Origin of the sequence: Flavobacterium resistens (genome assembly GCF_900182645.1) — a bacterium.
Classification (GTDB): Bacteria; Bacteroidota; Bacteroidia; order Flavobacteriales; family Flavobacteriaceae; genus Flavobacterium; species Flavobacterium resistens.
The window spans coordinates 573,223-596,470 of sequence record NZ_FXTA01000001.1; the positions used below are offsets into that span (position 1 = coordinate 573,223).

The 23,248-nt window shown below is 33.5% G+C and carries 23 protein-coding genes; 7 read left to right on the forward strand and 16 right to left on the reverse strand.

Going from position 1 to position 23,248, the window contains the following annotated elements; all coding sequences use genetic code 11:
• The first annotated feature begins 4 nt into the window (after positions 1-4).
• Positions 5-1,126 (forward strand): hypothetical protein, encoded by a 1,122-nt coding sequence (locus tag FN795_RS02320; protein ID WP_142449192.1) that lies wholly within the window; start codon positions 5-7, stop codon positions 1,124-1,126.
• A 12-nt stretch (positions 1,127-1,138) separates the two neighbouring features.
• On the forward strand, positions 1,139-1,909 hold the full coding sequence (locus tag FN795_RS02325) for a porin family protein (protein WP_142449193.1): 771 nt from the start codon (positions 1,139-1,141) through the stop codon (positions 1,907-1,909).
• A gap of 1 nt (position 1,910) precedes the next feature.
• Here the strand turns inward: FN795_RS02325 and FN795_RS02330 are convergent, their stop codons facing one another.
• Genes FN795_RS02330 through FN795_RS02350 form a run of 5 tightly spaced genes read right to left on the reverse strand, consistent with a single transcriptional unit; the run spans position 1,911 to position 8,523 of the window.
• Positions 1,911-2,498, reverse strand: a complete 588-nt coding sequence (locus FN795_RS02330) for a chemotaxis protein CheB (protein WP_142449194.1) — start codon at positions 2,496-2,498, stop codon at positions 1,911-1,913.
• Positions 2,480-3,289, reverse strand: a complete 810-nt coding sequence (locus FN795_RS02335) for a CheR family methyltransferase (protein WP_142449195.1) — start codon at positions 3,287-3,289, stop codon at positions 2,480-2,482. Before FN795_RS02335 ends, FN795_RS02330 begins: the two co-directional genes overlap by 19 nt.
• Before the next feature lie 7 nt (positions 3,290-3,296).
• Positions 3,297-3,662: a response regulator gene (locus FN795_RS02340; protein ID WP_142449196.1), complete on the reverse strand. Its 366-nt coding sequence runs from the start codon at positions 3,660-3,662 to the stop codon at positions 3,297-3,299.
• A 60-nt stretch (positions 3,663-3,722) separates the two neighbouring features.
• Positions 3,723-7,292 (reverse strand): response regulator, encoded by a 3,570-nt coding sequence (locus FN795_RS02345; RefSeq protein WP_142449839.1) that lies wholly within the window; start codon positions 7,290-7,292, stop codon positions 3,723-3,725.
• 16 nt (positions 7,293-7,308) lie between these two features.
• A complete protein-coding gene (locus FN795_RS02350) occupies positions 7,309-8,523 on the reverse strand; it encodes a hybrid sensor histidine kinase/response regulator (RefSeq protein ID WP_142449197.1) in 1,215 nt (404 codons plus the stop codon).
• 289 nt (positions 8,524-8,812) lie between these two features.
• Here FN795_RS02350 and FN795_RS02355 point away from each other — a divergent pair, with 289 nt between their 5' ends.
• Together FN795_RS02355 and FN795_RS02360 are read left to right on the forward strand one after the other, a co-directional pair.
• Positions 8,813-9,661 (forward strand): SDR family oxidoreductase, encoded by an 849-nt coding sequence (locus tag FN795_RS02355; protein ID WP_142449198.1) that lies wholly within the window; start codon positions 8,813-8,815, stop codon positions 9,659-9,661.
• 148 nt (positions 9,662-9,809) lie between these two features.
• Positions 9,810-10,070, forward strand: a complete 261-nt coding sequence (locus tag FN795_RS02360; protein ID WP_142449199.1) for a SemiSWEET family sugar transporter — start codon at positions 9,810-9,812, stop codon at positions 10,068-10,070.
• Positions 10,071-10,229: 159 nt separating this feature from the next.
• Here the strand turns inward: FN795_RS02360 and FN795_RS02365 are convergent, their stop codons facing one another.
• From FN795_RS02365 to FN795_RS02375, 3 genes are all read right to left on the reverse strand, one after another.
• Positions 10,230-11,024, reverse strand: coding sequence for a hypothetical protein (locus tag FN795_RS02365; protein ID WP_142449200.1), 795 nt, complete (start codon positions 11,022-11,024; stop codon positions 10,230-10,232).
• A 227-nt stretch (positions 11,025-11,251) separates the two neighbouring features.
• Positions 11,252-12,520: a hypothetical protein gene (locus FN795_RS02370; RefSeq protein WP_142449201.1), complete on the reverse strand. Its 1,269-nt coding sequence runs from the start codon at positions 12,518-12,520 to the stop codon at positions 11,252-11,254.
• 273 nt (positions 12,521-12,793) lie between these two features.
• On the reverse strand, positions 12,794-13,132 hold the full coding sequence (locus tag FN795_RS02375) for a hypothetical protein (protein ID WP_142449202.1): 339 nt from the start codon (positions 13,130-13,132) through the stop codon (positions 12,794-12,796).
• Between the two features lie 226 nt (positions 13,133-13,358).
• On the opposite strand from FN795_RS02375, the gene FN795_RS02380 reads away from it, so the two are divergent.
• The gene (locus tag FN795_RS02380) at positions 13,359-16,565 is read left to right on the forward strand and encodes a PAS domain S-box protein (protein WP_142449203.1); all 3,207 of its coding nucleotides are present in this window, start codon (positions 13,359-13,361) and stop codon (positions 16,563-16,565) included.
• A 62-nt stretch (positions 16,566-16,627) separates the two neighbouring features.
• On the opposite strand, the gene FN795_RS02385 is transcribed toward FN795_RS02380, so the two are convergent.
• The gene (locus tag FN795_RS02385; RefSeq protein ID WP_142449204.1) at positions 16,628-17,059 is read right to left on the reverse strand and encodes a response regulator; all 432 of its coding nucleotides are present in this window, start codon (positions 17,057-17,059) and stop codon (positions 16,628-16,630) included.
• Between the two features lie 201 nt (positions 17,060-17,260).
• Between FN795_RS02385 and FN795_RS02390 the strand changes: the two genes are divergently transcribed.
• Positions 17,261-17,764 (forward strand): pyridoxamine 5'-phosphate oxidase family protein, encoded by a 504-nt coding sequence (locus FN795_RS02390; protein WP_142449205.1) that lies wholly within the window; start codon positions 17,261-17,263, stop codon positions 17,762-17,764.
• Positions 17,765-17,869: 105 nt separating this feature from the next.
• Here the strand turns inward: FN795_RS02390 and FN795_RS02395 are convergent, their stop codons facing one another.
• The 3 genes from FN795_RS02395 to FN795_RS02405 form a co-directional block, all read right to left on the reverse strand.
• Positions 17,870-18,583, reverse strand: a complete 714-nt coding sequence (locus FN795_RS02395) for a DUF72 domain-containing protein (RefSeq protein ID WP_142449206.1) — start codon at positions 18,581-18,583, stop codon at positions 17,870-17,872.
• Positions 18,580-19,311 (reverse strand): DNA-formamidopyrimidine glycosylase family protein, encoded by a 732-nt coding sequence (locus tag FN795_RS02400; RefSeq protein WP_142449207.1) that lies wholly within the window; start codon positions 19,309-19,311, stop codon positions 18,580-18,582. Before FN795_RS02400 ends, FN795_RS02395 begins: the two co-directional genes overlap by 4 nt.
• A 68-nt stretch (positions 19,312-19,379) precedes the next feature.
• On the reverse strand, positions 19,380-19,952 hold the full coding sequence (locus FN795_RS02405; RefSeq protein WP_142449208.1) for a YciE/YciF ferroxidase family protein: 573 nt from the start codon (positions 19,950-19,952) through the stop codon (positions 19,380-19,382).
• Positions 19,953-20,139: 187 nt separating this feature from the next.
• Here FN795_RS02405 and FN795_RS21395 point away from each other — a divergent pair, with 187 nt between their 5' ends.
• Positions 20,140-20,679, forward strand: coding sequence for a hypothetical protein (locus FN795_RS21395; protein ID WP_154275345.1), 540 nt, complete (start codon positions 20,140-20,142; stop codon positions 20,677-20,679).
• Positions 20,680-20,779: 100 nt separating this feature from the next.
• On the opposite strand, the gene FN795_RS02415 is transcribed toward FN795_RS21395, so the two are convergent.
• The 4 genes from FN795_RS02415 to FN795_RS02430 all read right to left on the reverse strand — a co-directional run bounded on the left by FN795_RS02415 (position 20,780) and on the right by FN795_RS02430 (position 23,122).
• The gene (locus FN795_RS02415; RefSeq protein WP_142449209.1) at positions 20,780-21,427 is read right to left on the reverse strand and encodes a DUF5661 family protein; all 648 of its coding nucleotides are present in this window, start codon (positions 21,425-21,427) and stop codon (positions 20,780-20,782) included.
• Positions 21,428-21,515: 88 nt separating this feature from the next.
• Positions 21,516-21,677, reverse strand: a complete 162-nt coding sequence (locus FN795_RS02420) for a DUF1328 domain-containing protein (RefSeq protein ID WP_073481941.1) — start codon at positions 21,675-21,677, stop codon at positions 21,516-21,518.
• Between the two features lie 109 nt (positions 21,678-21,786).
• Positions 21,787-22,872, reverse strand: a complete 1,086-nt coding sequence (locus tag FN795_RS02425; protein WP_142449210.1) for a DNA topoisomerase IB — start codon at positions 22,870-22,872, stop codon at positions 21,787-21,789.
• Positions 22,873-22,882: 10 nt separating this feature from the next.
• Positions 22,883-23,122, reverse strand: a complete 240-nt coding sequence (locus FN795_RS02430; RefSeq protein ID WP_142449211.1) for a DUF7218 family protein — start codon at positions 23,120-23,122, stop codon at positions 22,883-22,885.
• Between the last annotated feature and the right edge of the window lie 126 nt (positions 23,123-23,248).

Genomic DNA, 23,248 nt, shown 5'->3' on the forward strand with positions numbered 1-23,248 from the left:
ATCAATGAAATGTAAAACATTAATATCAGCCTTTTTATTATTATTTAGCATACAAATTTTCGGGCAGGTTTATACCGACAAAATTGTAGGAAAAAAAAATGCAGAATTAAAAGACAGTCTAGCTGTCGAAAAATATCCTTATGCTTTGCCCATCTGGGGAGAAAAAGTAGCCCAAAAAGGATACAAACTTCCTTATTCTGCTGGAGTTTCTGTTAATTATTTTTGGCAGGAATCAGAAATTGTTATCAATGATTTAAATATTGGTTTTAATCATGGCCCCCAATATAACTTAGATGAAATCGTAAGATTTGATAAATCAACCGTAGAAGCAAGTGCATTAACTATTCGTCCCGATATTTGGCTCCTTCCATTTTTAAACATTTATGGAATTTTTGGAAAAGCAAATACTTCCACTAAAATTAATGCCGGAATTTGGGTTCCAGATGCCGATAATAACTGGTCTGAAATTGCAAATTTTAGCACCAAAGCAAATTTTGACGCTACGACTTTTGGTATTGGAATGACGCCAACAATTGGTATTGGCGGAGGCTGGCTGGCACTTGATATGAATATGGCATGGACAGATATCAGTTCGCTTGATAAACCTGCATTTTCTTATGTTTTTGGGCCGAGATTAGGAAAAACATTTAAATTCAATAAACCAGAACAAAATATAGCAGTTTGGGTTGGAGGCTTCAGAGTTCATATCTCTGGAGATACTAATGGAGATTTACCTTTGTCTGATTTTATTGATTTAAGTAGCGCTCAGGCTAAAGTGGATAGCGGACTTCAAAAAGTATCTGAAAACCAAACAAAAGTAGATAACTGGTGGGACGGTTTAAGCCCAGCTGAACAAAAAAATCCGGTTAATATAGCTAAACATAATACTGCAGACAGAGCTTTAGAAAGAGCAGGAACTTTCTTGGCTACCCTGGACGGAGCGTTGAGCACAGCCTCAGATTCATCTGTACAGTATTCGCTTCAAAAAAGACCAAAAGATATGTGGAACTTTATCATTGGGTCGCAGTATCAATTCAATAAACATTTTATGTTTCGTGCAGAATGTGGCTTCTTAGCAAGTCGTACTCAAGTATTGGGAAGTTTACAATATCGTTTTGGACTGTAATTCATCCATTTTATGAAAAAGATTTTATTAATCGTCTTCACTTTCTTTTGCATTTCATCGGCACGGTCACAAGTTTTAATTTCCTTGATTTTTGGAGACAAACTTAATTCTGAGTTTTTGGAATTTGGCTTAGAAGGTGGCGTTAATTTTTCTACGATTTCAAACATGGAGTCTTCAGGAACGAATCCTGGTTTTAATCTTGGGTTTTATTTTGACCTTAGATCAAGGAAAAATCCTGCCTGGATGATTAATACTGGTGTAATCGTAAAATCTCCTATGGGTGCGCAGGGAATTCCCGTTTATCCTACGGGCGATGTTAATTTAGACAATACTTTTGTTGGAGGAAGTGTGAACCGTGAAATACGCTATTTTAATGTTCCGATTTTAATCAAATATCAATTCAAAAACAATATTTATGTTAAAGCGGGACCTCAGTTTGGTTTATTGGCGAAAGCATTTGATGAATTCAAAACTGAATATGAAAAAGATGATGTAATCTACAAAAGAAATATCCGCGATCAAATTCATGTTATTGATGCCGGACTTGCTGCTGGTTTAGGTTATCATTTAAATGTTGGAAACGGACTTAACTTTACTGTTCAATATTATTATGGTCTGGTTACTGTAATGAAAGGTGACGGGCCAAATAATCAATTTAACAGATCTTGGTATATTACGGCTGGATTACCAATTGGAAAAGGAAAAGCGGCTAAAAAAAGAGCGGCAGAAGAAGCTGAATTAAACAAAGTTATCCTTCCTGAAGATCAAAAACCCAAAAACTAAATCATTGACTATTTATTGAAACAATAAAATGAAGTATTTCCTGAATATTTAAAATGAAATCAGGATTTGTGTATAAAATGGCGTTATTAGGCATAAAAGGCATTTCGGCTGAAAGAGGATTTTGAACCGCAATTAATCCACCTGCTGCTTTAATCGATTTTAAACCTTCTGTTCCGTCTGAATTTGAACCCGATAATAAAATGGCGATTAAGGAAGATCCATAAATCTCTGCCGCCGATTCAAACGAAACGTCAATGCTTGGACGGCTGTAGTTTATCTTTTCTGATGTATCTAAAGCCAGAATTCCTTCTTTTTCAAACAGTAAATGATAATTGGATGGCGCGATATAAATAAACCCAGGCAAAAGCGGTGTTTTATCTTCAACGGGCTTTACTTTTATATTTGATTTCAGTGTAATTAAATCCTCTAAAGTCTCTTCATCTGTACTTTTTCTGTGAAGAACAATTACAAGTGCAAAATCATTGAGTTTTATAAGCTCCGGCAAAATCTGCATTAAAGCATTCAGACTTCCCGCAGATCCTCCAATAATCACTACTTTACAATCTGATATTATTTTAATTTCCTCCATATCTTATCTTTATCCAATTGTTTGTATTTATTTGAAGCAATCGAATATTTTATAGTTTCTTTAGTTCCTAAAGCTAAAAAACCTAAAACAGCTAAACTTTCATCAAACAAATTAATAACACGTTTTTGCAAATCGGCATCAAAATAGATTAAAACATTTCGGCACAAAATCATATCAAATTCATTGAATGAATTATCTGAAACGAGATTGTGCTGTGAAAAAACCATTTTCGCTCCCAAATCGCCATTAAATTTTGCGATACCATAATTGGCAGTATAATAACTTGAAAAATCTTCCTGACCTCCTGCATCACGATAATTTTGTGAATACTCTTTCATCATTCGGAGCGGGAAAATTCCTTTTTTGGCTGTTTCTAAAACCGTTGCATTTATATCGGTTGCATAAATTAAAGATTTATGAAGCAAACCGGCCTCTTTGAGCATAATTGCCATCGAATATACTTCTTCACCTGTAGAACATCCGGCATGCCACAATCTAATAAATGGTTTCGTTCCTAATAAAGGCAGAATTTGGGTTCGCAAAACATTATAAAATGCGGGATCGCGAAACATCTCGGTTACATTCACCGTAATTTCGTCTACCATTCTTTTATAATATTCGGGATCTGAACGAACTTTTGAAAGAAATTCGTGAAAATGCGTAAAACCATCTAAATGAAAAATCCGGTTTACACGACGTTTGAGCGAAGCTCTGGAATAACTTCCAAAATCAAAACCATAGTATTCATAAACTTCATTGATAAGCATCTCTAACTCAATATCCTCAATCATATTCCATTCAAATTTTGCTTAAAACAAGCAGTAACTTATCAACATCAACTGGTTTTGAAATATAATCGTCTGCCCCAGCCTCTAAACATTTTTCTTTATCGCCCGTCATTGCCTGAGCTGTTACCGCAATAACAAAAATAGATGTTCTTGACGGAATCGCTTTTATTAACGGAATTGCATCATAACCATCCATTTCGGGCATCATCATATCCAGTAAAACGGCATCAATCTTTTCATCAGATTTTAATAGCTTTAAAGCATCTTCTGCACTTGTACATGACAAACAATCGTATGATTTGACACGCAAAGTATGTTCTAATGCGAAGATATTTCTGGAATCGTCATCAACAATTAAAAGTCGTTTTTTACTCATATTTCTGTTCTATTTTTTTCACTCGCGATAGTTATCGAAAATGGCATAACTTTTTTATTTTTAAACTTTATCATACAGCCAAACTCGCAGCAATGATAATAATTGGTCCACATCAACCGGTTTTGTAATATAATCTGACGCTCCTGCTTTAATACATTTTTCTCTGTCTCCTGTCATGGCTTTTGCGGTTACGGCAATCAACGGTAAATTCAAAAATTTCGGATTTGCCCTAATTTTCTCTGCTGTTTCGTAACCATCCATATTCGGCATCATCATATCTAATAAAACAATATCAGTATCTGGATTTTCATTTAATATCTTGATGGCTTCTTTTCCGTCAAAAGCCGTAATAATATTCATTTTAAAAACCTCTAACGCTTTTGTCAGCGAATAAATATTTCGAACATCATCGTCAACTATCAACACTTTTTTCTCGTGCAGAATGTTGTTCAGTAAATTTAGCTTTTTATGTCCGTCATTTTTGTTTTTACCTTCTTTTTTATCTTCAACCAAATGCAGAAAAAGAGAAACCTCATCCAACATTCTTTGATACGAATGTGCCGTTTTTACAATAATCGAATCGGCATATTTTTTGATTTTTACTTCTTCTTTAAGTGATAAACTTTTTCCTGTAAAAACGATTACAGGCAAATTCTCTAATCCTGGGTTTTTCTTCACACCATCCAAAATCTGATAAGCTTGTTTGTCCGGAATTCCCATATCGAGAATTACACAATCGACTTCACTTTTATTTAAAGCCTGAAGTCCTTCGGAAACTTCACTTTTAATTTCTGAATTAATATTATATGTTTCCAAGAAATAAGACAAAGCCTTGGCGTGCTTAGGATTATCTTCAATAATTAATACCTTTTGCGCTTCTTTATTGATGATATGTTCGATTCGTAAAAATACATCCGGAATTTTTTCGAAAGCCACCGGTTTATCTAAGAAATCAACTGCGCCTTTCAGCAAACTTTCCTGTTTCAATTTATGAGATGACATAATATGCACAGGAATATGCTTGGTTTCAAAATTATTTTTTAATTCTTCTAAAACTTCCCAGCCGCTTTTTATTGGAAGTTCAATATCTAATAAAATTCCAACTGGCTTATACAGCAATGTAAAATTCAATGCATAATCGCCACGAACCGCAACGACTCCTTTGTATCCTTTTTGACGTGTAAAAGCCAAAAGTGATTTTGCAAAATTAACATCATCTTCAATTATCAAAATTACCTTATCGCCTGTTTTAATTGAATTTCGGTCGTCATCAATTTCATCAGGAATTACAGAACTAATGTATTTTTTTTCTTGAACTGGTTCTGCCTCAGATTCTACTTCTGCAAATTCAGTAGGCGGAATTTTTTCCACATTAATTTTATTGTAAGCCATTCCAAAAACCGGAAGGCATAAAGTGAAAGAACTTCCTTCATTGACTTTACTGTGCAATATAATTTCTCCTCTAAGCAATTTTGCCAATTCTCTGCTGATTGAAAGCCCTAAACCAGTTCCGCCATATTTACGTTTTGTTGAGCCATCTGCTTGCTGAAAAGCTTCAAAAACAAGTGGCTGTTTTTCTAATGGAATTCCGATTCCGGTATCTTTTACAATAAAACAAATGATTTTTTCATCATCGGTACTGATTTTTATTTCCAGACTAACTTTTCCTTTTTCGGTAAATTTAATGGCGTTTGAAATCAGGTTTTTCAGAATTTGCTCCAATCGCATTTTGTCTGTTTTAATGACAATTGGCGCATCTTTCGAAATAATTTCGAACTCAATTCCTTTTTCTTTTGCAACCAAATTAAATAAGTTCCAAAGCGAATCCGTAATTTCTTTGGTCGAAACATCAAGGAACTCTAATTCCATTTTTCCGGCTTCAATTTTAGACAAATCCAGAATTTCATCGATCAAACCTAATAAACTGTTTCCTGAACTCTGAATCACTTTTGCAAATTCAATTTCTTCATTGTTCATGCTTTGATTATTATTTTCAGATAATAATCGACTTAAAAGCAGAATTGAGTTTAACGGAGTTCGCAATTCATGCGACATGTTGGCTAAAAACTCTGATTTATATCGTGTTGTAAGTTCCAGAGCTTCCGATTTTTTCTGAATTTCATTGTTTTTTTCTTCCAATAAAACACTTCTTTCCGACAATTCTTCGTTGGTTTGTTCCAATTCTTCTTGTTGCACTCTTAATTCTTCTTCAGATGCCTGAAGTTTTTCGGTTTGTGCTTCCAATTCGGCATTAATTGCTTCCAATTCAGTGTGCTGCTCCTGTAACTCTTCAGATTGTGCTTTGGTTTCTTCAAGCAATTCCATTACTCTTCTTCTGTTTTGAGTTGATCGTAATGCAATTCCAATGTTGTTTGAAACCGTTTTCAAAAACTCCAAATGCAGTTCTGAAAATCCATAAATACTGGCAAGTTCGAGTGCGCCTTCAATTTTATTATCATACAATGGCAATGCTACAATATGAGTTGGCTTAATTTGTCCTAAAGCATAATTAATCTGAATATCATCTGGCGTTAACGTTTTTAATTCTAACATTTTACCAGAAGTAATAGCCTGACCAATAAGCCCTTCTCCTTTTTTAATGCGTTCCCTATTTTTGCTCGGAATATAACTGTAACCCGCAGTAGCGGCAAGTTCATCTCCATCCACCACATACATGACACCGGCGCTACTGTTGGTATAATTACATAAAAATTCGATTACATCTTTTGATAATTTTTGCAATGGTTTTTCGCCCAACATTGTATTATTCAAATCGGCAATACCTGTTTGTAGCCATTCTTTCTGAGATAATAAATCAAATGAATTCTTAAGATTAATTCCCATTGTATTCAATGATTCACCTACACTTCCAAGCGCATCCGCTTTTGTGTCGTCTACACGAATATCATAATTTCCATTTGAAATATTATTAGCAATAGTGCTGATTGCTTCGATTCTTTGAGCAGTTTCAAAATCTTTTTTCTCTAATTCCAGTTGTAACGCAGAACGTTCATTAAAGTCTTTCAGAATTCGGATCAAGAAAACAATTGAAATAATAAATGCAATTAAAAAAGCAACAATAATCAATATTAAACTGTAATTTCCATATCGTTCTGAATTGGCATTGCGTTCTGCCAAAAGTCCTTGTTCTGTAGTTTCAACTTTTTTAATCACAGTACGCAAATCGTTCATCATTTGCCTGCCTTCATTTAAATCGAAAATCACGGTATCTTTTCCGAGACGTTTTTTGACTATCTGATTGTTTAAATATTTGAAAAAATTGGCGCGCATTATTCGTAATTCTTTCAATTGTTTTTGCTGAGAAACATTATCAACGGTAAGTTCGTCTAATTTGTCAAAATAAGTATTTGATTTAGCTTCAGATTCATTGTATCTGTCCACAAACTGTTCGTCACCCGTGATTAAATAACCTCGCATACTAGTTTGTGCTTCTGTAATAATCGCCGAACCTTCGTTTAAATTATAAATAACTTCCTGAGTATGATTGACCCAAAAATTGCTGTGTAATAAACTTTTAATACTAATAAACGAAGCAACAGAGCTGATTGTAAGTACTAGTAACGAAACTAAAGAACTAATCAGCAGATTTCTTTTAAAATTATTCTTCATATTTGTTGATACTGTTTTATTCATATTTTAAAGGAAGTACAATGATAAAGCTTGCGCCTTTGCCTACTTCGCTTTTAGCAGTGATTAATCCGTTGTGTTTTTCTATGATTTTTTTAGCAATTGCAAGTCCAATTCCTGTTCCTTCATAAGTCTGACGATCGTTCAGGCTTTGGAAAATAATAAATATGCGATCAAGATAAATTTCGTCAAAACCAATTCCGTTGTCTTTTACGACAATGCGGCAAAACTTTCCATCGGGAGAAGTTGGACTATCAAATGATTTTTCGGCAATAAATTCCGAAGTAATTTCAATTAAAGGCGGTTCATTTGCACCGGAGAATTTTATCGCATTTCCTATCAGATTTTGAAAAACCTGTCGCAATTGGCTTGGAATACTATCTATAGTTGGAAGTTCAGAGGTTTTGACCGTCGCGTTTTTCCGGTCAATTAAATAATCAAAATCCGAGAGCACTTCCTGTAAAACCACATTAAGATCTGTAGTTTCTGGTTTAACTTGTGCCGATAATCGCGAATAAGCCAAAAGATCGGTAATCAAAGTCTGCATTCGCTCTGCCGATTTTATCGTTCTGTCAACATAATCAATTGCTTTTGCATCGGTTGTTAAATAAAGATCTTTGATGATTTTTATGAAAATCTGAATTTTCCGAATTGGTTCATTTAAATCATGCGAAACCACCCAGGCAAATTGCTGTAATTCGTGGTTTTTCATCTCCAATTCTTCATTTTTTAAAACCAGTTCTTTTGTTCTCTCGGCAATTTTAATTTCAAGATTATCCTGTGCTTCTTTCCTGATTTTTATTTCTTTCGAAAGAAGATCTTTAATGCCTTTTAACTCGTTTTGCTGTTCGTAAATTTTGATGAAAGTTTTCACTTTTAGCATCAGCAAATCAGTATCTACAGGTTTTGTGATATATTCTACGGCGCCAGTTTCATAACCTTTAAAAATATATTTTTTTTCAATATTTAAAGCAGAAAGAAATATAACGGGAATGTCTTTTGTGCGTTTATTTCCAGAGAGAATTTTCACTACTTCAAAGCCGTCAAGTCCCGGCATTTGAACATCCATAATAATGAGGCAATAATTTGTCTTTAAAATTTTCCTCAGTGCTTCTTCCCCAGATTCGGCAGAATCGACATCAATATTATGCAGCTCTAATGTTTTTTTTAAGGCAATAATATTTGCCTTTATATCGTCTACAATTAATACCATCTGTTTAGGGGTAAAAGTGTTATGAAATGAAAATATTTTGGTTTAAATGCATTGTCGCAAAGGATTTCAAAACATCTGATCCTATTTTGAATAGCTTTAGCGCAACTTTCAAATTTATAAAGAAAAGTTAAAATTATATTTCATCAGAAATCTAATTCGTTATATAATTCCCATGTCTTGATTGAAATAATATAAAATCATTTATTGAGGCAATCAAAAAATTATTTAGGTTAATTCATTTATATAAAACGATTTAAATTAGAATTGAATTGTTTTAAATGAAATTAATATGGAAAAGAGAAAAACATTTCCTGAACAAAAACAGGAACTTCCCGGAAATGAATATTTAATGCATCCAGAGCCTGAAATCATTCGGGAAAATTATATTGGAAGCGGTAAACTTCTCGGAAAAGTTGCTTTTATTACGGGTGGTGACAGCGGAATTGGAAGAAGCGTTGCTGTTCATTTTGCCAGAGAAGGCGCCAACATTGCAATTGTTTATTTAAAAGAAGATAAAGATGCGCTACTTACTAAAGAATTAATTGAAAAAGAAGGGCAGCAATGTCTTTTGATAAGCGGTGATTTAAAAGAGGAAAAATTCTGTAAAAGTGCCGTTAAGAAATGCATCAGTTTATTTAAAAAAATAAATGTTTTAATTAATAATGCTGCGGTTCAATATCCGCAAAACGAATTAGAAAAAATCACTGCGGCACAGCTTAAAAAAACATTTGAAACTAATATATATCCGTATTTCTATATAACAAAAGCGGTGTTGCCATTTCTAAATGAAAATGACACTATTATCAATACAAGCTCCGTAACGGCTTACCGAGGCAGCGAACATTTAGTAGATTATGCCAGTACAAAAGGCGCCATCGTAAGTTTTACTAAATCACTTTCGGCTATGCTTGCAAAAAGAAAAATCAGAGTCAACGGCGTTGCGCCAGGTCCCATCTGGACACCACTGATTGTAGCGAGTTTCGACAAACTATCTGATTTCGGAAAAGATAATCCGATGGGAAGAGCCGGGCAACCATCAGAAGTTGCACCAGCCTATGTGTTTTTGGGCTGCGCGGATAGCAGCTATATTACAGGGCAATTTATTCACATTAATGGCGGGGAATTAGTTGGGGGCTAAAAATTAACCGCAAGGTACGCCAAGGTTTACGCGAAGAACGCAAGAAACATATCTTTAAAATCTGTATGCAAATAACTTAGTGAACCTTGCGTAAACCTTGGCGCACTTTGCGGTTAAAAAAAACTTAGCAACTTAGAATCTTAAAAAAATGAGCTACATAGACATCATAGGATTATTTGCTGGAACCTGCATTACAGTATCGACAATTCCACAGATTTTAAAAGTTTGGAAAACAAAAAAAGTAAAGGATATTTCGCTAAAAACTTTTGGAATTCTGACTTTTGGAATCATTGTATGGATTATCTATGGAATTTTGAAAGAAGATCTTCCAATCATAATAACCAATAGTGTTTCCTTATTCCTGAATTTAGTGATGATCTATTTTATAATTTACTATGAAAAAGAGTAATCTGAGGGGCTATCCCGATAGCTATCGGGACTAAGGTTCTGAGGTTCTAAGCAAAAAAAACAAAAACCTTAGTCCTTAAAAAAAACTGAGATACCAAGTTAAAAACTTAGAATCTCAGTCCCGCATCTTAGTATCTCAAGATAAAATATATAATGCTTGCTAGCTAGCTAATTTCTGGTTATATAATTTAAATGACCAATGATGTTTGGCTCTGAAAAGTTTGACAGAAGCCATTACATCAGAAAAACTCATAGCCGAAATTCGTTTGATTTCGTTAATTTGTTTTACGGCTATATCCGCAATTGGCTCGAATGTTTTTAAATAATTGAAAGCATGTTGTTCTATCTCCATTTCTACAATATGACTCAAAATGCTTTTTTTAAGAATTGTAGCCACAATACCTTTTTCTGACATTGTTTTATATTGCTCAATCTTTTTTGAAATCCGGGAATTCTCTTTTCCAATGTAAATGTAATTTCCCGAATCGTTTGTGAAATGCTGTTTTACCTGAGATACTAATGGCACATTTTTATTGTCCATTGTTGGCATTCCTAGTAAAGTAAATTGGATTCGTTTATGACTCTCAAAGTATAAAACACTATTTATAACAGAAGAATTGTTTAAAACTGCCGATTGATTTTTATGCAGAACTTTCTTTTCTCCATTTGAACCAAAACTGTGGCATACATTTCCGTTTTCGCAGTACACAAAAAATACCGGCGCCGACTGGAATGCTTCTATACTCAAACTTACATCCTGATGAAAAACCAAGTCAAAGTGCATAAACAAAATATTGTTATCAAAGCGAGTGCCTTTAATAGAACCTTTAGTCCATTTTGACTGAATATCTAAATTATAATTATTGTCTTTGGCGCTCAACGTACCATGAAAACTATCTTTAAGATCATTAAAAACAGTATCAAATTCACCATTGTTTAAGTATAGTTTTTTCATTTTAGTTTGGTTTTACAAAGTAGTCAATACTTGATTAGTTTTATAAAAATGATTTGAATAACAATTCTCATTTTCTATAATTCAAATTTCGTACTAATTGCAAATCAAACTCTTACACAATTTCAGTCAGATATTTCATAATTTTTATTTTGTAAGGGACAAAGGTTTTAAAGACAAATAAAATCAACGTTTATAAATACACTTAACTATATACTTTTAATTAATAGTTAGTTTATAAATCCTAATTTATCTATTCTCCAGCCATTATCCGTATACATTCGAAAAATCTGCTCATTAGAAAAAATTTCGCCAACTACGTCAGCTTCAAAAGAATTCTCAGAATATTTTGTATTTAACAGTTTTCCTTTCTTATCATAAACGAGCTCATAAAAATTCATAAAATTAGATTTAAAGCAAGAGCCGTAAGCATGCCAATTTTCGTTAGAAAAAGTAATATAACTAGGAGCAACACCTTTACCAACAAATTGTTTGTCACGCCATAATTCTTTAAATTTAGAATCATAACACACCATTATATTATAAACTCTCGTATTGTTTTGATCTTTTTTGTCATAGAAAGTATATAGAACACAATACTGCCCGTCATTTGCCTTTATGTACATTGGATACATATTTTCTTCACATTGAAGCAAAACTTTACCCTGTTTGCTATTTCTGTCATATTGAAAAATATACCCTTTCGGTTTTAGATCGTCATCATGGACTTTCTCGCCGCTTACTGCCGCTCTACCACATAAAATCAGAACATCTTTATACTCTGCAACGCTATTAATGGATTGCATCTGTAATAAACCTTCTTTAGTTGGAGCCGTCACATAGGAATTTGTATTTGCACAAGCATTATCTTTTGTAAATTCATAAATTGGTATTCTATATCTCGAAAATCCCTTTTCTTTAAAATAATTTCCTGCAATAACATACCAACCTTTTGAAGTATTAAAAGCCTTCATCTTTGCAATATTACTTACACCGAGATTCATATAAACTGTATCTTTTAAAATATTTAAGTTACTATCTATCTCTAACATCCATAACTTTTTGGTAAAACCTGGAAAAGTCTTATATCCAAATAGCAGAATACGCTGATCATTAGTTTTTAATATTTCTATCAGTCTATCTTCATAATCGTTGTAGGGTCTATTCTTTTTGTACTTTCCTTTATAAAGCCCCGTTTTTCCTATCGGTTTATTCTGAAGCATGATTCCATCAGAAGAAATTTTAGCTATAGTCGTTGGGTGATCGATGGAATCAGTAGTTGTGAAATTCTGTCCAACTGCAATTAAAGTACCTTTATCATCAATAATAACAGCTCCTTTTAATCGTGCAGCATTATCGGGAAACCATTTTTGACTCCAGATAAGCTGTTCTGTTTTGTTTTGACTTATTATTTTTTCCTTAGAATTGTTAAAACAACTACTTAAAAAAAATTGTGCTATGCAAATTAAAAAGGATGCGAGATAAAATGTTTGTTTCATTAGTTATTAGAAAAGGCAATTAAAAAATAGTAAACCAAACATACATAAAGAACTGCTTCGATTTTTAAACTAATACAAAATATTTACAAATTCGCATTACTTAATTCAGATACTCCAGAAGAACACTATAACTTCAAATGTCTACTTACAATATATTCTAAAAGACTAGAAAACTTTAATACCTTGATTATCTGCATTAAAAAAAACAGCTGCCCCAGAATAAATCTGGAACAACTGCTCCTCAGCAAAATAAAAATACCTATTTATTTTATCTTATGTAAGTTCACTGATATCGGCGTTTTTTGAATAATTCTTTTTAGGAATATCTTTAAAAAACTCCGCTTCATCTAAGTCAGCCGTAGGGCCGTATCCTAATAAATGTGTTCCTTTTATATGATCCTTTGTTTCGATTACATACAATATCGACATGTCGTCAGGATTGCTCATACCTTCATATCTATGATGCGCGACAATATAAATTTCATCGGGCTGATAAGCATATTTTGAATCAGTATCGATCAGAGAGCCGTTGTCAAATAAAAAATTTGTGGTATAGCCTTCATCCTGATATTTCTGAATATAATCGGTTTCGTGTTTTTGCTCTTTTTTCATGATTTTAAATTTGAATTACAATTTCTGTAATCTTGGTTTATCAAATTTCATCATACCTTATAAATAAAATTAACTCAAACGATTTTAAAATTAGCTCATTCAAAAAAGTGCTTTTTCAGTCCTGAAATTTTTTATTACTTTTAATTTCTAGGTACTTATAAAGCAAAAAGTACTACATTTATTACATAAAATTTATTTTTTCAACTCAGCGCAAAAACAAATTTTAATGAACAATTCAAATTACGATTTTCTTTCAAAAGGAGGCGAAATGGGGGCCCTCACCCGTGCCAAAGATTGGAGTAAAACCGCTGTTGGTGCAGTCGAAACCTGGCCACAAAGTCTTCGAACAACTTTAGGAATTCTCCTGAATTCAAAATTTCCCATGTTTTTATTCTGGGGACCAGAACATATATGCTTTTACAATGATGCTTATCGTCCGAGTCTCGGCAACGAAGGAAAACATCCTGATATTTTGGGACAAAAAGGAGCCGAATATTGGCCAGAAATTTGGGATTTCATTGGTCCGTTAATAACTCAGGTTCTGGAAAATGGAGAAGCTACCTGGCATGAAGATCAATTGGTTCCTATTTACAGAAATGGGAGTTTAGAAGATGTTTACTGGACCTTTAGTTATAGCCCCGTAATCAATGACAATGGCAAAATTACAGGAGTTTTAGTTGTATGCACCGAGACAACTGATAAAGTAAATATCCTCAAAAGACTTGAAGAAAGCAATAAACGCTATCGTGATAATATACTACAGTCACCAAATGCAATGTGTATTTTGAGGGGAAAAGATTTCGTCGTTGAAATTGCCAACCAGTTAATGCTTGAAATTTGGAACCGTAAAGAACAAGAAGTTCTTAATAAACCCATTTTTGAATCATTGCCAGAAGCTGCTGGACAAGGTATAGAAGATATTTTGCTGAATGTTTTTACAACGGGCGAACGTTTTACTGCAAATGAACTTCCGGTAAAATTAACCCGAAATGGCAAAGTTGTAAATACTTTTATTAATGTTGTTTATGAAGCCTTTAAAGAGCCTGACGGCACTATTTCTGGAATTGTGGCAATTGCAAATGATGTCACACTTCAAGTTATTGCGCGCAATGCAATTGAAGAAAGCGAAAAGCAATTTAAAAATATCGTACGTCAAGTACCATTAGGAATTGCAATTCTTAAAGGTCCTTATCATATTGTCGAATTAGCAAATGACACCTATTATCAAATTGTCGATAAAACAGAAGAAGAAACGCTCAATAAACCCGTTTTTGAATCGGTTCCTGAAACTAAAGATACTGTTTATCCGCTTATTTCTAAAGTTTATGAAGAAGGAATTCCTTTTTTTACAGATGAATTGCCCGTCATTATAAATCGATATGGCCGAAAAGAAGAATGCTATTTTAATATCGTTTTTCACCCTTTGAGAGAAGAAAATAATGAAGTTTCTGGCGTTATTGTTGTTGGTTATGAAGTAACAGAATCTGTAAAAGCTAAATATCTTTTAGCAGAACAAGAAAAAGCTTTCAGGAATTTAGTGATGCAGTCGCCAATTGCTATGACGATTTTTAAAGGAAAAGAGCATATTATCGAATTGGCAAATACTACAATGCTAAATGATATTTGGCAGAAAAAAGAAAGTGAGACAATTGGCAAGCCCGCCTTAGAAGTTTTTCCGGAATTATTAGATCAAAAATATCCCAAACTGTTGAATGATGTATTGAATGATGGAAAAATTGTTCGCGAAAATGAATCTGTTGCTTATATTGATATTAAAGGCAAATTAGAAAAATTTTATCTGGATTATCAGTACACGCCTCTTTATGAACCAAATGGTGAAATTTCGGGTGTAATGATTAATGTCAATAATGTTACAGATAAAGTAGAAACCCGAAAAAAAGTAGAAGATGCAGAAGAACGGGTTCGATTAGCTTCAGAAATTGCCGAAATCGTAACTTGGGATTTGAATGTTCCCACACAGGAATTAATTTATTCTGAAAATTTATTATCTCTTTTCGGACTTGAAAAAAACAAAAAAATTGCGCGTTCACAGATTTTAAATCAAATTATTCCAGAAGATATTCCTGTAATCGAAAAAGCATATGCAAAAGCATTAAAAACAACTATTTATAAATATGAAGCCCGAATTATCAAACCCGATAATTCAATTGCGTGGATTCGCGTTCATGGCAAAATGTTTTTTGATGAACTAAAAAATCCTGCAAAAATGCTCGGAATTGTGATGGACGTTACAGATGAGAAAAACAGTCAGGAAGTTTTAATGAAAAGTCAGGAAAAATTCAGACTCCTCGCCGACTCTATTCAGCAATTTGTATGGACAAGTGATGCGATGGGAAATATGAACTATTTTAATCAGTCGCTTTATAATTTTTCTGGTCTTTCAAAAATCAATATCAACCAAAACGGATGGCTCCAAATTATTCATCCTGACGATCGCGAAGAAAATATCAACCGTTGGATGGAATCCATAAAAACGGGCAATGAATTTTTACTCGAACATAGATTTCAGCGTCATGATGGAAAATACAGATGGTACGCCAGTCATGCCATTCCGCAAAAAGATGCCGATGGAAAAATCCAAATGTGGGTAGGAACAAGTACTGACATCCAGGAACAAAAAGATTCTACTACTCTTTTAGAAAAACAGGTTTTACAGCGTACAGAAGAATTAGAAAGCAAAAACAGAGATCTAATTAACATGAATATTGAACTTCAGTCTTTTGCCTATATTTCAAGCCACGATTTGCAGGAACCTCTTCGAAAAATCCAGACTTTTGCCAGCCGATTAACCGATTTGGACGAACAGAATATTTCGGCTAGAGCCAAAACTTATTTAGAACGTATTGAATTTTCGGCCAAAAGAATGCAGGCGTTAATACAAGATCTTCTTACCTATTCCAGAACAAATTCGGCTGACCGGACTTTTGTAAAAACAAATCTAGATGAAATTGCAGAAGAAGTTCTAATGGACTTTTCGGATCGTATCGAAGAAAAAAATGCCGTTATTGATCTTTATCCAATTGGCGAAGGAACTGTAATGCCTTTTCAATTCAGACAATTGCTACATAACTTAATTGGGAATGCTTTGAAATTTTCCCGCAAAGATATCCCGCCTCATATTCAGGTTAAAGCGAAAAGAGTTATGGGTGACAAATTAAATTTTAAAGTCGACTATCCGGATAAAATGTATTTCTGCCTACGAATCTCCGATAATGGAATTGGGTTTGATGACGAATACAAAGAACGTATTTTTGAAGTTTTTCAAAGACTGAATACTGAAAGTGAATTTTTAGGAACCGGAATTGGATTGGCGATTGTAAAAAAAATTGTCGAAAACCACAAAGGAATTATTAAAGCCCACAGTGAAAAAGACAAAGGAGCAACTTTTGAAATCTTTTTGCCTGAGTTATAAAAAAAACACCAGATTCATTTTAGTAAATAAATCTGGTGTTTCTTTTGTAATGTGTGCTGAGATTATAATCTGTAAACAAAAGTTTTTCGGTCTGGAGTAAATTCTTTCCAATTGATGGTTAAAGCATGTTCGATAGCCTTAATGATATCTTTCATCAAAACCGGTTTTGTAATAAAAAAATTCGCTCCTAAAGCGAGGCATTTTTCAATAATACCTGGTTCATTTGAAGTTGAAAAAATGATAACCGGTATATCATTGTTTTCTTCAGATCCTTTGAGTTCTGTTAAAACATCAAAGCCATTTTTGCCTGGCATATTCAGGTCTAAAAAAATGACATTGGGTTTTGGAGGTGAATGCGCGATTGCATTCAGTAACTTTTCTCCACCCGAGTAAGTCTGCAAAATGACATCTTTTGCTAATGAGTCAACGGCATCAGCAAAAATGCTTAAATCGTCTTCATCATCATCTGTGTAGAAAATTAACAAATCGTTCATGTAGAATGGGTTAAAACTGTTTCGTAAAGATAGAAAAAAAAATTATATGAAGTGATAAGGTGCTATATTCTGACAAAAACTGAGAAATTGAAATCTGATAATTTTAAAAGGCAATTCTATAATTTTTTCAGATTCAAAAATCCCAACTTTGTTTAAAACTAATACTATCAAACATTTACAACAACATTAAACATAAAAGTCATGGGAGATCATAAAAACCTTACCGAGGAATTAGCGGTAAACAAAATAAAAGACTTGGCAGAGAATATTAAAACCTGTATGTTCTGTACGTACAACAGCGATCGTCTTCAATCAAGACCAATGTCTGTTCAAAAAGTTGATGATTTAGGTAATCTCTGGTTCTTATCCGATCGAAACAGCAGCCAGAATGCTGAAATTACATTGAATCCAACTGTAGAAATATTTTTCTCTGAACCACACGACAAATTCCTGACGCTGCACGGATCAGCTACTATTTCTTATGAAAGAGAAATTATCAAAGATTTATATGATCCAATTGTAAAAGTCTGGATGCCTGGCGGTATTGATGATCCAAATTTAAGTGCTATAAAAGTAGTTCCTGAAGATGGTTATTATTGGAATAACAAACATGGCAAAATGGTAGCGATTGCTAAAATGACTGCAGCACTAGTAACCGGAAAAACCATGGATGACGGAATTGAAGGAAATTTGCAATTGCAGTAAATTTAAATTTAACCGCTAAGCACGCAAAGAAAGTTATACTTTGCTTCCGATAATTATGGGGATTGCGTAAATCTTTGCGTCCTTTGCGGTTAAATCATAATGCAGTTAAATCATAATGCGTTTCATCTCTAAAGCATCTAAAATTCCTGCATCACTTGCCGTATTGTTAAAATACACAAACCCGGATTTTAGGACAATTTCTCTTTTTATACGAAATAATTCATCGAAGGAATAACTAGAATAAAACATTTTAGGAACACCGTGAAACCGAATATAAATGAGAGGGAAATCTGTAAAAATGGTTTCTGGCAGTTTTGGATGGCTGACACTGCAAAACGTAACATTTTTTTCTAAAAATAGATCCCAAACTTCCTGATTCCACCAGCTTTCATGACGAAATTCAATTACATTTTTGAAATTTAAATCCAAATTCTGAATAATATGGAGCAATCGCTCAGAAGTAAAAGAATAACTTGGCGGAAACTGAAATAAAACACAAGCCAACTTTTCTTTAAAGCCATCTGCGCAGCACAAATAAAAATCTTTTAATAAATCTTCACAATCTATAAACTTCCTGATGTGCGTGATTTCTTTTGGCGCTTTTACAGAAAACAAGAAGTCTTTTGGTGTTTTATTGTACCAATTTCCAAAAATTCTTAAAGTTGGAAATTTATAAAAACTTCCGTTGAATTCGTACGTATTAAAATGTTGGCAATAAAAATCAAACCATTTTGATGAAGGCAAATTTTCAGGGTAAAAAACGCCTTTCCAAAATCGATTATTATAGCTTGAACATCCTATTAAAATATCATTTTTCATATATGAAGTTGTTGACAATTAGTACAGAAAAAACTTCTGCGATTCCATTTTCCTGTTTTCTTTCTGACGATCGGTAAATTACAGCGCAAGCAGGTACTTTTAGTATAAGCAAGCCAATGTTTCTTTAATTCAAATTTCTTCTTCCAATACAAAAATTCGAAACTATAAACAGAGCATTCCGAGATAATTTCAGTAATTTTTTCTGATGGAATTTTCCCTACCAATGATTCAGGATGAACAAAACATCGGTACAAAACTTCATTTTTAATGATATTCCCTACTCCCGAAAATATATTCTGATCCAAAACTGCATCGCAAATCATAACTTCCGGAATTTTATCCAGGCTTTCTTTTGCTTTCTTCGGATTCCAGTTTTCATTCAATACATCTTCGCTCCAAACATAATACTGATTTATATCGCCTTCCAGAATTTTAATCGAACAGGTATAAAAATTGATTTCGCCATTGGCAAATTGTAAATGCAATCTCGGCTTCGTTTCTTTCTGTTCGTTGACCCTGTAAGTACCAAACATCAACAAATGAATTTTTACAGTAAAATCATTAAAACAGATTAAAAAATGTTTTCCCCAGGTTTTAAACGACACTATTTTTTTATTTTTTAAACGCTGAATATCAATGCTGCTGTTTCCTGAAACTTCAATAACTTTTTGGCCTGTAAACTGTTGTACTTCTTCTTTTAATATTAATATTGATGGACCTTCAGGCATGATTTCTCTTTTTAAATTATTAAAAAAGTGCAGCTTACACTGCACTTTTAGATTTTGACTTTATAATCTTAATCCGCTTCGGCAGCTTCAAGATTTACAGCATTTACCGCAACTTCTGTTAATAATTTGTCGGCTCCTTTTTCTTCATCGAGCGTTAATTCTAATAAAGATGCGGCTTCTTCTAAACCAAGCGTTTCGGCAAACTGTCTCAAAGTTCCGTAAGTCGCAATTTCATAATGTTCGATTTTCTGGCTTGCGGCAATAATTCCGGCATCTCTGACAACGCCGATTTCAGTTTCTTCCAAAATTCCTTTTCCTTCTTCAATCAAACCTTCCATTGCATCACATTTTTTAGCAGTTGCTTTTTTGCCAATTAGTTCAAAAACTTTTTCTAGACGAGTAACATGTTCTTCTGTCTCAACCAAATGATTATTGATAGCAGAAATCAATTCTTCTGATGTTGCGTTTCTTGCCATTACTGGAAGTGCTTTCGTTAAAGCTTTCTCAGCCCAATAAACATCTTTCAGTCCATCTTCAAATAATTCTGTCAAACCCGCAGCTGCATTTGATTTTGGTTTTGTAACGCCTCTTTTCACTTCTTGCTTAGCCGGAGCTTCTTTTTTCTTATCCGTCGTTTTCATGGTAATTGTTTTTATGATTAATAGATGATAAAATTACCATTCGAAATTCCAGCAGGGTTATAGCATTCTTTAATTAAATTCTATTCTACACATCTGATAATTATACAATTACACAAAACAATTCTATAAAGAATTCTCTTGCATTTCGAAGTAGATTTGTTTTATAGAAATTATAAAATCAGATATCATGAATACTATAAATAAAAACAACAGCATTCTTAATAGAAATCCTAACGCCGCAAATCGAAATACGGTCATGAATGAAGAGTTATATGATTTTAATGATCAAAAAGATACCGATAACAGTATTGAAGAAACTGCAAATCGTGGTTATACGGTAAGAAACGGACATAATCCTGATAAGCCAAATCCTGATGAAAACGCTAATAATTACAGCGATGATGATTTGGATGATCTAGATGATGATTTTCATACCGATCGCGATTTAGAAGACAATAACGATGATGTCTACGAAATTGACTTAGAAAACGACGATGAGTATATAGACGAAGATCTTGACGAAGAAGAAGAAAACGATGAATTTGATAACCCCGCCGACACTTTTGAAAATGATTTTAATGAAACCGAAGACGACTTGGAAGATTTAGATGAAGATGACGACGATTTTAATGACGAAGACGATGATAACGATGATGATACTACTTATGTTGAGGACGACGTTCAAGAAGATGATGACGCGTACTCAGATGACGATTTAAGAAGATAAAGTTTATACTTTTAAAAAGAAAAGCCGTTAAGATTAGATATTCTTAACGGCTTTTTTATTTATGTTTTTTATTGAGTAAATCAGATGTTTAATTTTAGTATTAATCGCCTATTTTTTCCAGCGTTGGAATATCATCCATTTTTTGAAGACGCTCTGTTAAGCCGGCTCTGGCTTCGGTTAATTCGAGTTCGGCTTTGCCTAATTCTTTGTACCATTCTTCTTTTCCTGTTGATGCGTTTTCAATTTTTCGCATAATTTCATAAATCTCACCTTCGGCCTCCATTACTTGCAGACGCTTGTAATAGGTTAGACTTTCGGTCATATGCGCAAGTGCAATCATCGCCGTTAGAAACGGATGATTGTTCGTCACATTTACATCTTTAATTTTTCCGTGCTCTAATTCGACCTTTAAGGCATATGCGAATTCTTCCATATTAAATTCGGCATGTTTACTTTTCGGATTTAAATAGGCCTTGATTGCCTCGACATTATTCATTGTTGATAAATCAACTTCAGTATGCTTATTATCCATTAAATCTTTGTAAACTACATTTGCAATCGCTCGTGCTTCGGCATTTGTAGGGTCGTTTTTAGGGTTTTCGAAATCACGAACCGACCAGTCCCAGTTTTGAGGATGTACAGGTTTGATATATTTTTCACAAAAATCTGTTACATCATTTTTCAAGCTTACCATTTCGTCTTCTCTTTTTACGTAGACATCCTGATAAGCACCACTTTTTGTTCCCATGATATTTTCTTTTTTTAAGGAAAAACGACACATTTACCGAAATATATGTGCCGTTATAATTTAATCTAATTCACTGAGATTATCAGTACTAAACACTTCTTCTTCCGCTGATTAGCGAAATGATAAATAATACTAAGAATATAAAAAATAAAATTTTTGCTATACTAGCGGCTCCAGCGGCAATGCCACCAAAACCAAATATTCCGGCAACTATTGCCAAAATAATAAATATGACTGTCCAACGTAACATAATAATTGATTTTTAGTTAATAACGATTTTGTTTGTTACTCAAATTTCATGCTTTTTAAAGAGATGCATTGACTCAAAATATTTTATTTATATCGCGATAAATTGCTGATTAAACCAAACTTACCTGATACTTTGTAATCAATTCTGCAAAAGCAGATTCTGATCTTGAAAAGTACTTTTTTGTACTCCTGCTTTTTTTGACCTGATCAAAATACTGCTGAATCGAACCATCTTCATAAGTGGAAACCAATAACGGATGAACGTAATAGTTTTTACAAACATTCCTAGTGTTTCCGAGTGCTTCGGCAGTGGCATCATAGGCAGTTAAAATGTTTTTTTTAATTTCTTTTTCGTCAGATGAAATTCCGATTTCCATTAAATTTTCAAAGAATAATATCGATGCAGCCCAGGTTCTAAAATCTTTGGCACTGAAATATTCACCTGAAATTTGGTGTAGATATTCATTAACCATATGACTGTCCAAAACTTTTCGTTCTCCATTATTATCATAATATTTGAAAACCTCCCAACCTGGAATTTCCTCACAGCGACTCACCAACTTTATTAATTGTTTGTTTCGGGTTGTAATGGTATGTTGTTTTCCTTTTTTTCCAATAAATTCAAACCGGAGGGAATTTTTATTGATGTTGATATGGCGTTTACGCAAGGTCGAAAGTCCGTATGATTTATTGTCTTTGGCATATTTTTCATTTCCAATTCTAATATGCGTTCCTTCCATTAACCGAATTACGAGCGCTATAACCTTGTTTTTAGACCATTCTTTCTCTTCTAAATCCTGATCGACTTGTTTTCTTATTGCAGGCAGTTTTTGTCCAAATTCGGCTATTTTATAAAACTTGGTCTGATTTCGGATTTGATTCCATTTTGGATGATAGCGATATTGCTTTCTGTTTTTTACGTCTAAACCAACAGCCTGTAAATGTCCGTTTGCTAAATCTGAAATCCTTACATTTTCCCAAGCCGGCGGTAAAACCAAACTACTGAAACGCTTTAATTCGCTTTTCTGTTTAATATATCGTCCGTTCTTTTTATAAACAAACCCATCCTTTTCCTGCAATCGCTCAATTGGCAGTTTTTGATTGCTGACATAAACCAAATCCAATTTTTCAAGTACCAAATGTGGCGACCTGATTAATTGATTCATAAGTTTTTGCTGAGCGATTTTTACTGGCATGGTTTAAATTTTAATTGTTTCGTAAAGAATTAATAAGCGCTTTTTTGTTCATGTAGGAACGTCCTTTTATTCCAACTCTGATTGCTTGTTTCAGCAATTCCTCTTTTGTCCATTCTTCATACGGTTTTGCTTTTCCGCCTTTTACTCCAGCATCTGGCGTATTGGCAATCCTAGCCGATTTCTCTTTGCTGTATCCTTTTTCTACTAAAGCCTGATACTGCTTTTCATTTTTAATTCTTGGATTAGGCATGATTTTAAAATTTAGGTTAATGATTTAAGATGTATGGTATTCCAAAGTTCATCGAAAAGCAGGATTTTTCTGTTATATAATTTTTGATTTAACTTTCATAATTTGAGTTAGTTGTAAGTCATAAAA

Excerpts from the sequence above, each read along its gene's own strand:
- FN795_RS02320 (WP_142449192.1), top strand. The coding sequence starts at position 5 with ATGAAATGTAAAACATTAATATCAGCCTTTTTATTATTATTTAGCATA.
- FN795_RS02325 (WP_142449193.1), top strand. The coding sequence starts at position 1,139 with ATGAAAAAGATTTTATTAATCGTCTTCACTTTCTTTTGCATTTCATCG.
- FN795_RS02330 (WP_142449194.1), bottom strand. The coding sequence starts at position 2,498 with ATGGAGGAAATTAAAATAATATCAGATTGTAAAGTAGTGATTATTGGA.
- FN795_RS02335 (WP_142449195.1), bottom strand. The coding sequence starts at position 3,289 with ATGATTGAGGATATTGAGTTAGAGATGCTTATCAATGAAGTTTATGAA.
- FN795_RS02340 (WP_142449196.1), bottom strand. The coding sequence starts at position 3,662 with ATGAGTAAAAAACGACTTTTAATTGTTGATGACGATTCCAGAAATATC.
- FN795_RS02345 (WP_142449839.1), bottom strand. The coding sequence starts at position 7,292 with ATGAAGAATAATTTTAAAAGAAATCTGCTGATTAGTTCTTTAGTTTCG.
- FN795_RS02350 (WP_142449197.1), bottom strand. The coding sequence starts at position 8,523 with ATGGTATTAATTGTAGACGATATAAAGGCAAATATTATTGCCTTAAAA.
- FN795_RS02355 (WP_142449198.1), top strand. The coding sequence starts at position 8,813 with ATGGAAAAGAGAAAAACATTTCCTGAACAAAAACAGGAACTTCCCGGA.
- FN795_RS02360 (WP_142449199.1), top strand. The coding sequence starts at position 9,810 with ATGAGCTACATAGACATCATAGGATTATTTGCTGGAACCTGCATTACA.
- FN795_RS02365 (WP_142449200.1), bottom strand. The coding sequence starts at position 11,024 with ATGAAAAAACTATACTTAAACAATGGTGAATTTGATACTGTTTTTAAT.
- FN795_RS02370 (WP_142449201.1), bottom strand. The coding sequence starts at position 12,520 with ATGAAACAAACATTTTATCTCGCATCCTTTTTAATTTGCATAGCACAA.
- FN795_RS02375 (WP_142449202.1), bottom strand. The coding sequence starts at position 13,132 with ATGAAAAAAGAGCAAAAACACGAAACCGATTATATTCAGAAATATCAG.
- FN795_RS02380 (WP_142449203.1), top strand. The coding sequence starts at position 13,359 with ATGAACAATTCAAATTACGATTTTCTTTCAAAAGGAGGCGAAATGGGG.
- FN795_RS02385 (WP_142449204.1), bottom strand. The coding sequence starts at position 17,059 with ATGAACGATTTGTTAATTTTCTACACAGATGATGATGAAGACGATTTA.
- FN795_RS02390 (WP_142449205.1), top strand. The coding sequence starts at position 17,261 with ATGGGAGATCATAAAAACCTTACCGAGGAATTAGCGGTAAACAAAATA.
- FN795_RS02395 (WP_142449206.1), bottom strand. The coding sequence starts at position 18,583 with ATGAAAAATGATATTTTAATAGGATGTTCAAGCTATAATAATCGATTT.
- FN795_RS02400 (WP_142449207.1), bottom strand. The coding sequence starts at position 19,311 with ATGCCTGAAGGTCCATCAATATTAATATTAAAAGAAGAAGTACAACAG.
- FN795_RS02405 (WP_142449208.1), bottom strand. The coding sequence starts at position 19,952 with ATGAAAACGACGGATAAGAAAAAAGAAGCTCCGGCTAAGCAAGAAGTG.
- FN795_RS21395 (WP_154275345.1), top strand. The coding sequence starts at position 20,140 with ATGAATACTATAAATAAAAACAACAGCATTCTTAATAGAAATCCTAAC.
- FN795_RS02415 (WP_142449209.1), bottom strand. The coding sequence starts at position 21,427 with ATGGGAACAAAAAGTGGTGCTTATCAGGATGTCTACGTAAAAAGAGAA.
- FN795_RS02420 (WP_073481941.1), bottom strand. The coding sequence starts at position 21,677 with ATGTTACGTTGGACAGTCATATTTATTATTTTGGCAATAGTTGCCGGA.
- FN795_RS02425 (WP_142449210.1), bottom strand. The coding sequence starts at position 22,872 with ATGCCAGTAAAAATCGCTCAGCAAAAACTTATGAATCAATTAATCAGG.
- FN795_RS02430 (WP_142449211.1), bottom strand. The coding sequence starts at position 23,122 with ATGCCTAATCCAAGAATTAAAAATGAAAAGCAGTATCAGGCTTTAGTA.